Annotated in this window: 16 protein-coding genes; all 16 read right to left on the bottom strand. The window is 49.8% G+C overall.

The window, feature by feature from the left end; all coding sequences use genetic code 11:
- Window position 1: 1 nt before the first annotated feature.
- The 16 genes from cobU to IT084_RS08640 all read right to left on the bottom strand — a co-directional run bounded on the left by cobU (window position 2) and on the right by IT084_RS08640 (window position 13,847).
- Window positions 2-586 (bottom strand): bifunctional adenosylcobinamide kinase/adenosylcobinamide-phosphate guanylyltransferase, encoded by a 585-nt coding sequence (cobU, locus tag IT084_RS08715; RefSeq protein WP_195712478.1) that lies wholly within the window; start codon window positions 584-586, stop codon window positions 2-4.
- An 86-nt stretch (window positions 587-672) separates the two neighbouring features.
- Complete coding sequence (locus IT084_RS08710; protein WP_195712477.1) at window positions 673-1,092, bottom strand: DUF3842 family protein; 420 nt, start codon at window positions 1,090-1,092, stop codon at window positions 673-675.
- A gap of 169 nt (window positions 1,093-1,261) precedes the next feature.
- A complete protein-coding gene (locus IT084_RS08705) occupies window positions 1,262-1,528 on the bottom strand; it encodes a translation initiation factor 2 (protein WP_195712476.1) in 267 nt (88 codons plus the stop codon).
- 73 nt (window positions 1,529-1,601) lie between these two features.
- On the bottom strand, window positions 1,602-2,771 hold the full coding sequence (locus tag IT084_RS08700) for an LL-diaminopimelate aminotransferase (RefSeq protein WP_195712475.1): 1,170 nt from the start codon (window positions 2,769-2,771) through the stop codon (window positions 1,602-1,604).
- A gap of 52 nt (window positions 2,772-2,823) precedes the next feature.
- Complete coding sequence (locus tag IT084_RS08695) at window positions 2,824-3,654, bottom strand: PHP domain-containing protein (RefSeq protein ID WP_195712474.1); 831 nt, start codon at window positions 3,652-3,654, stop codon at window positions 2,824-2,826.
- A gap of 89 nt (window positions 3,655-3,743) precedes the next feature.
- Window positions 3,744-4,691 carry a dipeptidase gene (locus IT084_RS08690; protein ID WP_195712473.1) on the bottom strand — a complete coding sequence of 316 codons (948 nt, stop codon included), beginning with the start codon at window positions 4,689-4,691 and terminating at the stop codon, window positions 3,744-3,746.
- 106 nt (window positions 4,692-4,797) lie between these two features.
- Window positions 4,798-5,058, bottom strand: coding sequence for a stage V sporulation protein S (locus IT084_RS08685; RefSeq protein ID WP_027363759.1), 261 nt, complete (start codon window positions 5,056-5,058; stop codon window positions 4,798-4,800).
- A gap of 122 nt (window positions 5,059-5,180) precedes the next feature.
- Window positions 5,181-5,960: a TIGR00282 family metallophosphoesterase gene (locus IT084_RS08680; RefSeq protein ID WP_195712572.1), complete on the bottom strand. Its 780-nt coding sequence runs from the start codon at window positions 5,958-5,960 to the stop codon at window positions 5,181-5,183.
- 15 nt (window positions 5,961-5,975) lie between these two features.
- A complete protein-coding gene (locus tag IT084_RS08675) occupies window positions 5,976-6,494 on the bottom strand; it encodes a hypothetical protein (protein WP_195712472.1) in 519 nt (172 codons plus the stop codon).
- 219 nt (window positions 6,495-6,713) lie between these two features.
- Window positions 6,714-8,240, bottom strand: a complete 1,527-nt coding sequence (rny, locus tag IT084_RS08670; RefSeq protein ID WP_395879635.1) for a ribonuclease Y — start codon at window positions 8,238-8,240, stop codon at window positions 6,714-6,716.
- A 117-nt stretch (window positions 8,241-8,357) separates the two neighbouring features.
- Entirely contained in the window at window positions 8,358-8,540 is a 183-nt protein-coding gene (locus IT084_RS08665; RefSeq protein WP_195712470.1) for a hypothetical protein, read from the bottom strand.
- Between the two features lie 191 nt (window positions 8,541-8,731).
- On the bottom strand, window positions 8,732-9,193 hold the full coding sequence (locus tag IT084_RS08660) for a regulatory protein RecX (RefSeq protein ID WP_195712469.1): 462 nt from the start codon (window positions 9,191-9,193) through the stop codon (window positions 8,732-8,734).
- A gap of 13 nt (window positions 9,194-9,206) precedes the next feature.
- Window positions 9,207-10,244, bottom strand: coding sequence for a recombinase RecA (recA, locus tag IT084_RS08655; protein ID WP_195712468.1), 1,038 nt, complete (start codon window positions 10,242-10,244; stop codon window positions 9,207-9,209).
- Between the two features lie 85 nt (window positions 10,245-10,329).
- Window positions 10,330-11,568 carry a competence/damage-inducible protein A gene (locus IT084_RS08650; protein ID WP_195712467.1) on the bottom strand — a complete coding sequence of 413 codons (1,239 nt, stop codon included), beginning with the start codon at window positions 11,566-11,568 and terminating at the stop codon, window positions 10,330-10,332.
- 217 nt (window positions 11,569-11,785) lie between these two features.
- Window positions 11,786-13,288, bottom strand: a complete 1,503-nt coding sequence (locus tag IT084_RS08645; RefSeq protein WP_195712466.1) for an AAA family ATPase — start codon at window positions 13,286-13,288, stop codon at window positions 11,786-11,788.
- Between the two features lie 4 nt (window positions 13,289-13,292).
- Entirely contained in the window at window positions 13,293-13,847 is a 555-nt protein-coding gene (locus IT084_RS08640; protein ID WP_195712465.1) for a hypothetical protein, read from the bottom strand.
- Window positions 13,848-13,994 lie beyond the last annotated feature (147 nt).

Here is a 13,994-nt window from a genome sequence, read left to right as displayed (position 1 = left end):
ACTATATCCCCTCCTGAGTTAAACTAAACGCCAGTGATTTTATTTCCAGTGGTATTCCCGCTGTTACCAGAAAAACCCTGTCGGCAACCCTGGCGATGCACTGGTTCACTCTACCGGTAATATCCCTGAACAGCCTGCCCAACTGGTTATCCGGCACCAACCCATAGCCCACCTCGTTACTGACCAAAATTACAATATGCTTGTTGTTGCGGGCAACCCCAAGTATGTCCCGGACCTCATCCAAAATGTATTTTTCTTTTTCCTCGCCGGTTGCACCCGGTTTGGGAACTGATTCATCAAGCAACAAATTGGTAACCCAGAGTGTCAGACAGTCTATTAGTATCACCGACCCCGCCGGGGTGGACCGCAATACATTGGCCAAATTATGCGTCTCCTCAACCGTTTTCCAACCTTCCGGCCTTCGTTCCCGGTGCCGGCGGACCCGCACGGCCATTTCTTCATCATGGATTCCGGCAGTGGCCACGTAGGTGACCTCATCGCCCAGCGCCGCGGCCAGTTTCTCAGCAAGAGCGCTTTTACCGCTGCGCGCACCGCCGATTACCAGAATAATTTCTCCTGTGGACATATAAAATCTCCCCTGAATTTATGGTTCCCTGCGCACATGCAAGTCACATGGACTATATTGGTTTGCATTTGAATTTTTTAAAATATTTAAATACCGCCCAACAACAGGTCTTTAACCTTTTGCACCAGCTCGTCGATCAGATGCGGCAGGGGCTCGGCCTTGAGGCCGACAATGTTCACCCCCGAACGAGCCAAGGGAAGCAATACCTTGGGGGCCGGGCTGGCGGCAATTGCTTCGGCCATGGCCGGAGTAAGTTCTCCGGACATGCCGTGGGGAAACATGATGCTGATCGGGCCGATAATCATATCCACTCTCGGCGCGTTGAAGATCACGGCGTTTTCCCCAGTCGCACCCTCGTTGGCTCCGGACCGCAGCATCACCGATGTGGCGAGCGCGTTGGTTCCTAAAGCCAAAAATTCAATTTCTTCGGGCAGCTCCCGCCTGAGCCTGTCCATGATGTGCTTGCCCATCCCGCCACCCTGGCCGTCGATTACTGCTATTTTCATCACTTAACACCTCAACTGCATTATACCATATTTCGCAAGAAAGGCGCGCCCTAAATCAGTTCCCTTTAACACGCGCCTTTCGGTACTTTTTCCCTTAGCCCTGGCCATAAATATGGCCAGGCATAATTCCCCAAAAGTACAAAAAAAGACCCCGTTTCAGGGTCTCCAGTTAATTTGAGCTGGACCGTCCCTCCAGCTTGGATTGCAACTCAACAATCTGACTGTTTTTCTTTAATAACCAGCGAGCGTATTTGTAATTATCCTGATGCAGCCTTCGATTTTCTTTTTCCAGTTTGGCTAAAAAAAATGCTTTTTCCCGCTCGACTTTTTCAATTAAGTTCATCAACACCCTGCGGCTGAGACGAAGCTGATCCACCTTTTCTTCCAGTTCCTGTATCCTGCGTTGGAAGTATTCTAAATCCGGGTAATCTCCCATCGCACCACCACCTTGACCGGCTTTTCATGATTTATTATATGTTAGGCGGCGGCCAAATAGACATTGATCCCTTTTAAGCGCCGGACTGAAAAAATTGCCCGACCCGGCGCACCGCTTCCCGCAGCACGTCCTCTTCCCTCACCAGCGCGATTCTGACGTAGCCTTCGCCGCGTTCCCCAAAAGCCGTGCCCGGAATAACCAGTACACCTGTCCGGTGTAACAACTGCATGGCGAATTCTCTTGAGGATTTATACCCTTGTGGTACCGGAGCCCACACAAACATGGAAGCCTGCGGCTTTGGTATTTCCCAACCCAACGCCGCCAAACCGTCTACCAGCACGTCCCTGCGCCGGCGGTAAGCCTCAGCATTTTCCCGTACAAATTCCTGTGATCCCTCCAGGGCGGCTATGCCCGCCTCTTGTACGACGTTAAATACCCCGTAATCGATATTGGTTTTGATCCGGCCAAGTGCCTCCAACACATCCGCATTGCCTACGGCGAACCCAATCCTGCAACCAGCCATATTATACGTTTTGGAAAGGGAGTAAAATTCGATCCCCACGTCACGGGCACCCGGAACTTCTAAAAAACTGGCCGGCTTGTACCCGTCAAACGCAAGCTCGCAGTAAGCTATGTCATGGCACACAAGGATATCGTATTCCCGGGCAAAATCCACCAGAGAGCTGAAAAAACCCCTGTCCGCCGAAGCCGCCACGGGGTTGTTTGGATAATTGACCCAGATCAACTTCGCTTTTCGGGCAATATCTTCAGGAATGGTTTTGAGCTCGGGTAAAAATTTATTTTCTGCCAGCAATGGTATCGGGTAAATTTCACCTTCCGCCAGTAGAATACTTGTGGCGTAGATAGGGTAACCAGGATCGGGAACCAGCGCAATATCCCCCGGGTTGATATAAGCAAGGGCAATATGGGCCAGCCCGTCCTGCGAACCCATCAGCACCAATACCTCGGATACAGGATCCAATTCCACGCCGAAGCGTTTCCGGTACCACGAGGCCAGCGCCCGGCGTAGCTCCAGTTTTCCTTCCAGGGGATAGCGGTAATTCTCCATGTTATCCAGAGCCCTGTGCATGGCTTCGATTATATGGGGCGCCGGCGGCCGGTCCGGGCTGCCTACTCCCAGGTTAATCACTTTAATTCCACTGCGTTCCACCTGTTGTTTAAGTTGTTCCATTTCATTAAAAATCGCGGAGCATAATTTTTGAATCCGCCGTGCTTTCTGCAATTTAAACTCCCTCCGTTAAAACAGTAAACCAACATTTAAAACTGGCTTTTATCTAGTCCATCTTGTTTTGAGCGGCGAGCGCCCTTAATTCAACTACCACCTTATAAGGAACAACGGCTTCACCCAGCCTGCCGTGACCCGTCACTCCGACGCCGTGAAAGTCGGAGCCGCCCGTAACAACCAGTCCGTACTCATGGCAGAGGTTCAAATAATACTTTTCCATTTCCGGCGTATGCTTAGGATGGTAAACTTCCAGGCCCTGCAAGCCTTCTTCAATTAAAGTCATAATTAGCGACTCCCCGCAGGTTATGCCCGGGTGCGCCAGCACCGGCACTCCGCCAACAGACCTGATCAATTTAACCATCTGTACGGGGTGATACTTAAATCGCGGCTCATATGCAGGTTTACCTACCCCGATGTAAAGTTCGAACGCCTCGGCTATGCTATTGACTTGGCCTTCCGCCAGTAAGGCCCTGGCTATGTGCGGCCTGCCTACTGACCCGGGGCCGGCCAATTCAAGCACTTTTTCCAGACTGATCACCAGTCCCAAGTTACGCAACTTATTAATGATTTTTTTGGCCCGGTTCAGCCTGGCATTTTGAAAAATCTTTAAATGTTCCTGTAATTCATGGTCGCCGGGGTCAACACAATAGCCAAGGATATGTACTTCCAACCCGTCGCATTCGGTGCTAAGCTCGACTCCGTTCAATATGTCGACACCCCGGCGCTCGGCCACCGCATGAGCAGCATTAATGCCGTCCATGGTATCGTGATCGGTGATGGCTATACAGCGCAATTTGTTGCGCGCAGCCATCTGTACAACCTCCTCCGGCGTACTGGAGCCGTCTGAGGCACTGGTATGAACGTGAAGATCCGCAAACATTTCCAATCACCTGTTTTCGTTGGCAACAAAGTCATACACCTATTGTAACATAAAAGAACGATTATTTTGCTCTTTTTCAATATCAAAATCTACTTTAATACCCGGTCCAGTAGCCGCATCCAATTAGCCCCCATGATCCCGGTTACGTCATCATCACCATAACCGCGTTTAATTAAAGCATCCACCAGGCGCGGCAGGCAGGTGACGTCCTCCAAGCCAAGGGCGTGCCCCTCCATACCGTCAAAATCGCTACCGAGCCCAATGCAACCCGTACCAAACCGGGAGGCGATATAATCTATATGTCTGATTAATTTCTCCAAATCGGGGTTATGTTCGGCGATAAAATCCGGGACAAAGGTCAAGCCCACTATTCCGCCGGTTTTAGCCAGGTATTCAAGCTGGCCGTCGCTGAGATTCCGGGGATGGTTGCATATGGCCCGGCAGTTGGCATGTGTCGCGGCGAAAGGCTGATTAGATATTTCGGCAACATCCCAAAAACCTTTTTCGTTCAAATGGGATATATCAATTAGCATGCCCAAACTGTTCATTTCCCGTACCACCAACCGCCCGAAAAGGCTCAACCCGCCACCCGTTTCCCCTTCCCCAACCCCGTCGCCGAGTTCGTTCCGTCCGTTCCAGGTGAGGGTCAGGGAACGTACACCCAACCGGTAAAGAATGCGCAGTATGGATATGTCCCCGGTCAGCGACTCCCCGCCCTCTATCGACAGCAGAGCGGCTATCTTCCCGGAGCCGGTGATCCGCCGGATATCTCCGGCATGCAGAGCCAATTCGATTACTTCCTTATTGGCGTTTAATTCGGCATAAAATTGGTCGATTAACTGCAGGCATTTTTTTAAGGCCATATCTTTATACCGGGGAGAAATGAAAGCGGCAAAAAACTGCACGTTCAAACCGCCGGAAAACATTCTCGGCAAATCGAGCTGACCCCGGTCGGAACGTTCCCCCAGGGAACGCTTTTGAGCCGTCAGCGCGGTTAAAGTATCGCAATGCCCGTCAACCACCTGCTTTAAATACATGTAAAACGCTTCACCCCTGTCTTATCTTTTTTTTCGCTAAATTAAAAAACCTGCTTATCCTATTGCAGAATAAACAGGTTTCAAAATTAAATTTAACTATTTTCAATTAACGGGGTTCGACAATCAACTTAATTGCTGTTCTCTCTTCACCATCAATTATTATATCGGTAAATGCCGGAATACAAATCAGGTCCACTCCACTGGGCGCGACAAATCCCCTCGCTATTGCTACCGCTTTTATTGCCTGGTTTAAAGCCCCTGCACCGATAGCCTGAAGCTCGGCGCAACCTCTTTCTCTTAGCACCCCGGCAAGAGCACCTGCTACGGAATTTGGATTAGATTTTGCTGAAACTTTTAACACTTCCATTCATCGAACCTCCTTCTTCTGCTCTGGAATGACTATTCCCCTAACCCCTTTTCAAAAATATATTCTTCAATAGTGCAAAAATTCCTTTTTATCCTTAAAAAATTTTTTCCGACCGCAACCTTTTACTCATAGTTTTGAATGCGCTTTATATTGACGGCCTTGCCGGTTTCAGCATCCACATCAATAATTACCGCGTTCAATTGGTAAAGCCCGCCGGCAACCTCGAATCGCACCGGTAATTGGGTTAAAAATTTATTGGTCACCAGGTCTTTTTTCACTCCAATAACGGAATCCCGGGGACCGGTCATGCCCACGTCGGTAATAAACGCCGTGCCCCCTGGCAAAATACGTTCGTCCGCTGTCTGCACGTGGGTGTGAGTACCGCAGACCGCTGATAACCTGCCGTCCAGGTAGTAAGCCAGCGCCGCTTTTTCCGAAGTTGCCTCGGCATGAAAGTCAAGAAGAATAATGTTGCTTTGTTCTCTAAATTCCTTCAATACTTTATCAGCACACCTGAACGGGCAATCCAGGTCCGGCATGAACACACGTCCGGATAAATTAAAAATACCTACTGTAAAGCCGGTTTTTGTTTTAAAGCAACCAAACCCCATACCCGGCGTACCAGGTGGATAATTTGCCGGCCTGATAATCCTGTTTTCCTTGGCAATATAATCAAGTGCTTCCTTTTTATTCCATACATGATTACCCATGGTAATCACGTCCACACCGGCGGAAAATAATTCACGGGCCACTTCCCTGGTTATCCCATTACCCCCGGCGGAATTTTCTCCGTTCGCTATAACCAAGTCTATTTTTTCGTCCCGTACCAGTTCCGGTATATTTTCTTTCACCGCCCGTCGCCCAGGGCGCCCTACAATATCTCCGATCATCAGTAGTCGAATCAAAACAATAACCACCTATTTATTAAAAACAAGTACCTTTCCTTCTTCCCGAAAGGCATATAAAAATTTATCTTCGGCCGAACCTTTAACGCTTTCCAGCATATGCTCAATAATTTCTTCCTGGATAATCAAATCTTCTTCAATTAAAGTTTCATTAAAATCGGACACCAGGTTTCCTTCCCAGTACTGGTAAAAAATCTGGACCACCAGTGCGATCTCTTCCTGAACCAGCGTAGCGACATCCCTTTTTATTTCAATCAGAGTCAGGTCGTCATAAACCTGGTGGGAAATATCTATAAACTTGGCATCCTTGCCTTCCAGGTAATTAAACGATTGAATGCTATCTAAAAGATAGGCCTTGAAATTGTTAAATTCCTGTTCGTCTATTACCCGGGAACAAATAAAGCTGAACCTCAGCATTTGTTCCCAGGGATCAAAGTTTATAGCCGATACCTCCGGATAACGAACCAGTATGGATATCAACAACCCGACACTGTCAGTAACATCATCTCTGTCCTTGTATCCAGCCCGCATAAGTACACCTTCCTTTTCCGCTCGCTCACACACCTTTAAAAAACTTCTTTATCACCAGCCATATTCCTGCCTTCGGATAGGCCAAAGTGATTTAAAAATATTCCCAGTAGTAAAAAACGATCTCATATATAGCTATAGCTTCTACCGGCGGCCGGCCCGATGCCGTCCGCCGGTAACCACCTCTAAGCTATTAAGCTATAAAGAGATCGTCTGGCTTTCTTATTTGGCATAATCCACAACCCGTGTTTCCCGGATGATCATAACCTTAATTTGCCCGGGGTAATCAAGTTCGTTTTCAATTTTTTTAGCAATTTCCCTGACCAATTTAATCGCACCCAAATCATCCACTTTTTCGGGTTTGACCATGATTCTGATTTCCCGTCCCGCTTGAATGGCGTACGACTTTTCCACACCTTCAAACGCGCTGGCAATTTCCTCGAGTTTTTGCAGCCGCTTAATATATGCTTCCAGTGTTTCCCGTCTTGCCCCGGGCCGGGCCGCAGAAATGGCATCCGCCGCTTGTACCAGGCCGGCCACTATGGTCCTGGGTTCCTCATCTCCATGGTGAGCGGCAATAGCGTGAACGACCTCTTTATTTTCCCTGTATTTCTGGGCCAACTCGACACCAATAGCAACATGGGGTCCTTCCACCTCGTGATCCACGGCTTTGCCGATGTCATGCAGCAGCCCCGCTCTTTTAGCCAACTGCACATCCACTCCCAGTTCGGCCGCCATCAGTCCCGCCAGGTGGGCCACTTCAATGGAATGCTTCAATACATTTTGACCATAGCTGGTACGGTATTTAAGCCGGCCAAGCAAGTTTATCAACTCGGGATGCAGGCCGTGCACTCCAGTTTCAAATACCGCCTGTTCACCGGCTTCCCTGATTTGCTGATCAACTTCCTTGCGGGCTTTTTCCACCATTTCCTCAATGCGGGCGGGGTGAATCCTACCGTCCACAATCAACTTTTCCAGGGAGATGCGGGCTATTTCACGGCGAATCGGGTCAAACCCGGATAGAATTACAGCCTCGGGGGTGTCATCTATAATCAGGTCAATCCCTGTTGCCGTTTCAAAAGCTCTGATGTTTCGGCCCTCCCGGCCAATAATCCGGCCCTTCATTTCATCGTTGGGTAACGGTATAACCGCCACCGTCGTTTCCGCGACATGATCGGCGGCACAGCGCTGGATGGCGGAAGTAATGATTTCTCTGGCCCGTTTTTCCCCTTCTTCCTTGGCCTTGTTTTCTATTTCTTTAATCATTATTGCCGCTTCATGCTGAATTTCCTTTTCAATATCGGCAAGCAATATCTGTCGCGCTTCTTCGGAAGTCAGCCCCGATATTCTTTCCAGTTCCATGACCTGGCGGTTGTAAATGGCCGTTAGCTCGTTCTTTAACGCATCGACTTCCGCTTCCTTACGGTTCAGAACCTCTTCCTTTTTTTCGATGCTTTCGACTTTACGATCGAGGGTTTCTTCCTTCTGAACCAGCCTGCGCTCCAGTCTTTGCAATTCTGACCTGCGTTCCTTGTGCTCGCGCTCCATTTCGTTGCGCTGTTTTAATATTTCTTCTTTTGCTTCCAGAATTGCTTCCCGCTTTTTACCCTCGGCTTCTTTTTGGGCATCCTCTATAATTTTCCTGGCCTGTGCTTCGGCCGAAGCAATTTTGGACTCGGCAATTAATTTCCTGACCAGATATCCAGACCCAAAGGCAATAAATGCCGTGACAATTATTACGATTGCCAGGTTGGTCTGCAATTTGTCACCTCCTAACCCTGATAATTTTATTGGTTAATAACTATTGCTCAGTCAACAAAAAAAACACCGAGCATTACTCGGTAAGAAAAAGAATCGGACTATACATTAAAAGTTTTCCGGCAACGGGTGAACTACCCCTCCTTTCGCTTCGCGAAAGGCATGGGCTTCCTGCTTCATTGAGTGGATCTCTCTGGCAGGCGTGACTTCGGGCGGTCCCCGCCCTAGCCGCCCTTCATCCCCGCCCTCACGGTCGGGGACTTCCCGGACGGAAAAATTAAAAAGCAACATACTCCGGTTACGCTGATATTATGTCAACCAAACAAAGCAGGCCGGCGTTACCATTATCAGCTTGATTCATATATAGTCATATATAGTTGTGGAAAAAATATATATGAAACCCGAAGGCCGGATAATCCAATTCTACTTTCTCCCAAATTTAATTGTACTTTTTTTCGAATATCGTGTCAAGACAAATCATCCTACCGTTCCACCTCCACCAGCAAGCGATAAACGGCGGCCACTATTTCCGTCGAAAACCCCCGCCGGTGCAGGAAAGCGGCCAGCCGGCGCCAAGTAATTCCCCGCTCCCGCTCCAGTCTTTGCCGGGCCAGTGTCAGTGCGTTTTGCAGTTCCCGTTCATGATCATAATCAATTAATACACTGTCAATGATTTCACTGCCGATACCCTTATACTTTAATTCTTTCCGTAAATATTCCCGGCCCACGGGCTTAACGGTAAGCCTCCACCTGACCCAGTTTCCGGCATAGGCTTCGTCGTTCAATAAGTTCTTATGTTTTAACTCCAGGATAATTTCATCCGTAACATCGCCAGCAAACCCCGCATCCGCAAGCCTGTGCCTTAATTCCTGTTCCGTGCGGGAACGTGCGGCTAGCAACCGGTAGCATTTTTCCCTGGCTTTTCTTAAATCTTGCGCACTCATACCGGCCAATAGCCTACTCGGCAACCTGTGCGGCGGAAAGTTCGGCCTGTTTACCGGACAAAACCGGCAATCCCACCTGCCGGCGCACCGCCGCTTCCAGCTCATCCACCAATTCGGGCCGTTCCTTCAGCAGTTCCTTTACGTTTTCCCTGCCCTGGCCCAGCCTCTCTTCTTGATACGAGTACCAGGCCCCACTTTTATTAATTATACCCAAGTCCACGGCCACGTCCAAGATGCAGCCCTCCCGCGATATACCGGTGCCATACATAATATCAAAATCGGCCTGTTTAAACGGTGGCGCCACTTTGTTTTTGACCACTTTAACCCGGGTTCGGTTGCCGATTACGTCGGTGCCCTGTTTCAGACTTTCGATTTTACGCACTTCCAGGCGCACGGAGGAATAAAATTTAAGCGCCCTTCCACCGGGAGTGGTTTCCGGGTTGCCGAACATTACCCCCACCTTTTCGCGCAGTTGGTTAATAAATATGGCCGTGCAACGGGACTTGCTGATCACCCCGGTTAGTTTGCGGAGTGCCTGGGACATCAGGCGCGCCTGCAACCCCACATGGGAATCACCCATTTCGCCCTCAATTTCCGCCCGGGGTACCAGCGCAGCGACGCTGTCAATAACAATTACATCAATAGCGCCGCTGCGCACCAGGTATTCCGCGATCTCCAACGCTTGTTCCCCCGTATCGGGCTGCGATACATAAAGATTTTCGATATCGACGCCGATCCTCGCAGCATAGTTGGCATCAAGCGCGTGTTCGGCGTCAATAAACGCCGCCGTACCGCCGGCCTTTTGCGCCTGGGCGATTACATGCAGAGCCACCGTGGTCTTTCCGGAGGACTCGGGGCCGAATATTTCCACTACTCTACCCCGGGGTAAACCGCCCACGCCGAGCGCCATATCCAGGGACAGGGCCCCCGTGGGAATAACTTCCACGTTTATTTTGGCTGATGACTCGCCCAGCTTCATTATGGAGCCTTTTCCAAATTGCCTTTCAATATGTAAAAGGGCATTCTCCAATGCTTTCTGCTTTTCAATCAATTTATCAAAATCCTCCTTTCGTAAAACATATGTTCGATACAATTGTATAAGCTTTATCTGGTTATGTCAATAACCATTTTTACATTTAAATGCCAAGTACGTACCGGCGAAGCATATTCAAAGAGGCATTGGCAGCCCCTGAGCGCACTCCCCGGCGTTGCCCGGGGAAACGGTACCCCCGGCAAAACACATTGTCCTTGTCCGCCAGAGCAATATAAACCAGGCCCACGGGTTTTTCCGGCGTACCTCCATCCGGGCCGGCAATGCCGGTAATACCAATGCCCAGGGATGAGCCGGTTAATTTCCGGACGCCCTCGGCCATTGACCTCGCGGTCTGCTCACTTACCGCGCCGTACCGGTTGATGGTTTCCCGCGGCACACCCAGCAAACTAATTTTGACTTCGTTACTGTAGGCCACAACCCCGCCCAGCAGGTACCTGGAACTGCCCGCAATATCCGACAGCCGTTTCATCACCTGCCCCCCGGTGCACGATTCGGCCAGAGATACGGTCATGCCACGTTCCACCAGTAGCCGGCCTACTACTTCTTCGAGCACCTCGTTGTCCCTGCCGAAAATATAATCCTCCAGCTTGTCCTCGACCAACACAGAATGTTGATTCAATAATTCCCGGGCCTTCCGTTCGGAATCCGCCCTGGCAGTGATCCGCACGTGCACTTCACCCGGGATGGCCACATAGGATATGCTGGGATTGTCCCATGAATTACCACCGTTTAACTTTTTCTGTACCTGTGATTCAGAAATACCGGTCACTTTAAATACTTTGCTGTGCATAATTATACCCCCGCCTGCAACGGCTTCGAGGTGTTTTTTAGCTGAGCCCTCGAAAACCGCCCGTAATTCCCCAGGCGATCCCGGCAGTAGGATTACGGTTTTATCCTCTTTTCGAATCAGCAATCCGGGGGCTATACCGGCGGGGTTGGACAAAACCAGCGCCCCGCGGGGAATTAAAGCCTGTTTTCTTAAGTTTTCTGTCAGGGTGACACCGCGTTCCGCCAAAATTTTTTCGATGCGCCGCAGGGTTTGCTCGTCAAGCACCATATCCAAACCCCAAAAATCCGCTACGGTTTCCTTGATCAAGTCGTCCGCGGCCGGTCCCAGGCCGCCGGTAATGATTAGCAGGTCAACGCGGGAAAATGAATTATGCAATACCGATTGCAACATTGTCCGGTTATCACCCACAGTCGTGTGCAGCAGCACCTCGATGCCCAGTTCGAACAATTCCCGCCCCAGGTATTGCGCATTTGTATTTAAAATTTCACCCAGTAAAAGCTTATTTCCGGTAAAAATTATTTCTGCCTGCAATGTTTGCTCACCTCGTTTATAGTGATTATTCGGTTCGGCCGGAAATATTCCCTGCTTATGCCAGACGCAACCCGGTGATAAATTTTTTAAGCATGAAAGGCGCGTTTAATTCAGTTCCCTTAGCTCCTTTCGGTTTTTCCTTTGCCACGCACATAAATATGACCATAGCTACTTTTCTAGAGTAATAATAAAAAGGCCGCAACTGTTCGTGCGACCTTTATTGATCCGTATGACCTTGTTGAACGAGTAAAAACTTTTTTGTGATCGTCCTGAAATATTCGCCGGTTATTTTTTCTTCCACCAGCAAAACATGCACAATTTGTCCGATGGCATCCTTCATTTTAAGTAAAAATTCTTTTACTTTTTGCTCCTGGGTCTTAATAATGCCGCTAATTACCCGGTAACGCAGGTCCGCGGGTAAAATATCCGGGTCGACAACACCCAGTTCGGACATGCCGGAGCGAATGATTTGCCCGGCCGTTTTTACGGCCTGCTCAAAGTCATTGCCCGCGCCGGTGCTCCGGTCACCCAGCACCACTTCCTCGGCGATTGAGCCGGCCAGTAGAACCTGAATCTGGTTTTCCAGATACCCCCTGGTATGGAGATACGTGTCATTTTCCGGCACCTGCCGCATATAACCCAACGCCTGCCCACGCGGCATAATCGTGAGCATGGAAACCGAACCAGGCCGCACTTTTTCACTGAGCAACGCGTGCCCCACCTCGTGAACGGCCACCCGTTCAAGTTCTTTCCTTGCCGGTCGCCGGTCCAGCTTTTCACCCATCATCACTTTGTCAATGGCTTCAAGCAGGTGCCTGTTGCTTATCTCCGTACAACCTTCACGCATGGCCAAAATGGCCCCTTCGTTGGCCAGGCTCTCCAAATGCGCTCCGCTGAATCCGAAAGTCTGTTTGGCTATTTCCTCCAGGTCAACATCCGCGGCCAGCGGCTTGTTGCGACAATGGAGTTTCAGGATCTCCAGCCGGCCGGCTTTATCGGCAAGGTCCACCTTGACCTGGCGGTCAAAACGCCCCGGACGTAGCAGCGCAGGGTCCAGCATATCCACCCGGTTGGTGGCGGCCATTACCAGTACCCGCACCCTGTCGTTCACCTTAAGCCCGTCCATTTCCACCAGCAACTGGTTCAGCGTCTGGTCATATTCGTGGTGACTGGCGTTTTGTCCCCTTTTACTGCCTAAAATATCAATCTCATCGATGAAAATGATGGCGCTGTCCTTTTTTTGTTTTATTGCGCTGTCCCGTGCCGTTTGAAACAGCTGCCGCACCCGCTGCGCGCCTACGCCGGCGTAAAGCTCGATAAATTCCGAACCGCTGCAGGCGATGAAAACGGATTCCGTGTAGCCGGCCGCCGCTTTGGCCATTAACGTTTTCCCGGTTCCGGGCGGGCCGGTCAGCAAAATGCCCTTGATCGGCCTGATGCCCATTTTAATGATTTGATCATGGTTTTTAATAAAATCCAGTGCCTCTTTCAGTTCATTGATGGCGGTGGCCTGTCCGCCAATATCACTAAATTCCACTTTTGTCGCCCGGGCGGGCGGAGCGGCGCTGAAGGTTTTACCGATCATGCCCCGGGAGCGGGTAATGAAAAAAAGCGCCCCGGCCGCCAAACCCATAAATATGATGGGAATCACGTCATAACCCGAAACGGCCAGAAAAATTACCGCGGCCAGGCCGATCCCCAAACTGATTTCCTTGAGCACCGCTTCACCTCCTATCCAACGCGACACCAACCGGAGTGGTTCCGGCATATTCTTTCCTCGGCACTACGTCGTATAAATAATACGAACCATCCCGCATCTGCCAGTAAATGTTGTAATCGTCAATATAAACCCTGGATTCCACCCCGGCCTTGCGGGCATAACCATTTAACGCGTCCGCCATTTTAGTAAAGTTGCCCACTACCAAGGCTTCATGGATGGCAAACTGCCCCTGCTCGAAGATGCTGTTTAGCCGGTCATTCCGGTGGTCAACCAGTTGAATCTCAAATGGCCGGTTGCCCATAACTTGCTCAATTTCGCCGTAAATCAGGTTGTAAGTTTCCATCAGGTTACCGGTTTCACGCAAGGTGATGGTTATTTTATAAGTATCGCCGGCATCTTCAATTTGATAAGCAGCCACAAGTTTATGCTGGCTTAGCAATTCTCGCAGGGGCTTTTGGAAATTTAAACTGTTATACAGCCATTGCGCCCCCAGAAACGCGGCCAGCCCGATCAATAAAGAGATTGCCACGATATGAATTCTAATGCCCTGCCACCTCATTCTACCATCCTTTCCCAAGGACACTCCCCAAAAACACATCCGGCATAGCGAAGCCGCTATCGTACAACGAAACATTATAACATAACAAAAACGTTGTTAGAGCAGGGAATTATCACCATCAAACAAAAACACCCGCCGCGGCATAGC

Origin of the sequence: Desulfallas sp. Bu1-1 (genome assembly GCF_015594625.1) — a bacterium.
Classification (GTDB): domain Bacteria; phylum Bacillota; class Desulfotomaculia; order Desulfotomaculales; family Desulfallaceae; genus JADNRQ01.
This window is presented reverse-complemented; position numbering and strand designations above follow the sequence as displayed.

Bases quoted from the DNA above. Each gene is read 5' to 3' on its own strand.
- IT084_RS08665 (WP_195712470.1), bottom strand. From the start codon at position 8,540: ATGTTGCTTTTTAATTTTTCCGTCCGGGAAGTCCCCGACCGTGAGGGC.
- IT084_RS08705 (WP_195712476.1), bottom strand. From the start codon at position 1,528: ATGGGAGATTACCCGGATTTAGAATACTTCCAACGCAGGATACAGGAA.
- cobU (WP_195712478.1), bottom strand. From the start codon at position 586: ATGTCCACAGGAGAAATTATTCTGGTAATCGGCGGTGCGCGCAGCGGT.
- IT084_RS08660 (WP_195712469.1), bottom strand. From the start codon at position 9,193: ATGAGTGCGCAAGATTTAAGAAAAGCCAGGGAAAAATGCTACCGGTTG.
- IT084_RS08675 (WP_195712472.1), bottom strand. From the start codon at position 6,494: ATGCGGGCTGGATACAAGGACAGAGATGATGTTACTGACAGTGTCGGG.
- IT084_RS08640 (WP_195712465.1), bottom strand. From the start codon at position 13,847: ATGAGGTGGCAGGGCATTAGAATTCATATCGTGGCAATCTCTTTATTG.
- IT084_RS08695 (WP_195712474.1), bottom strand. From the start codon at position 3,654: ATGTTTGCGGATCTTCACGTTCATACCAGTGCCTCAGACGGCTCCAGT.
- IT084_RS08685 (WP_027363759.1), bottom strand. From the start codon at position 5,058: ATGGAAGTGTTAAAAGTTTCAGCAAAATCTAATCCAAATTCCGTAGCA.
- IT084_RS08710 (WP_195712477.1), bottom strand. From the start codon at position 1,092: ATGAAAATAGCAGTAATCGACGGCCAGGGTGGCGGGATGGGCAAGCAC.
- IT084_RS08690 (WP_195712473.1), bottom strand. From the start codon at position 4,691: ATGTATTTAAAGCAGGTGGTTGACGGGCATTGCGATACTTTAACCGCG.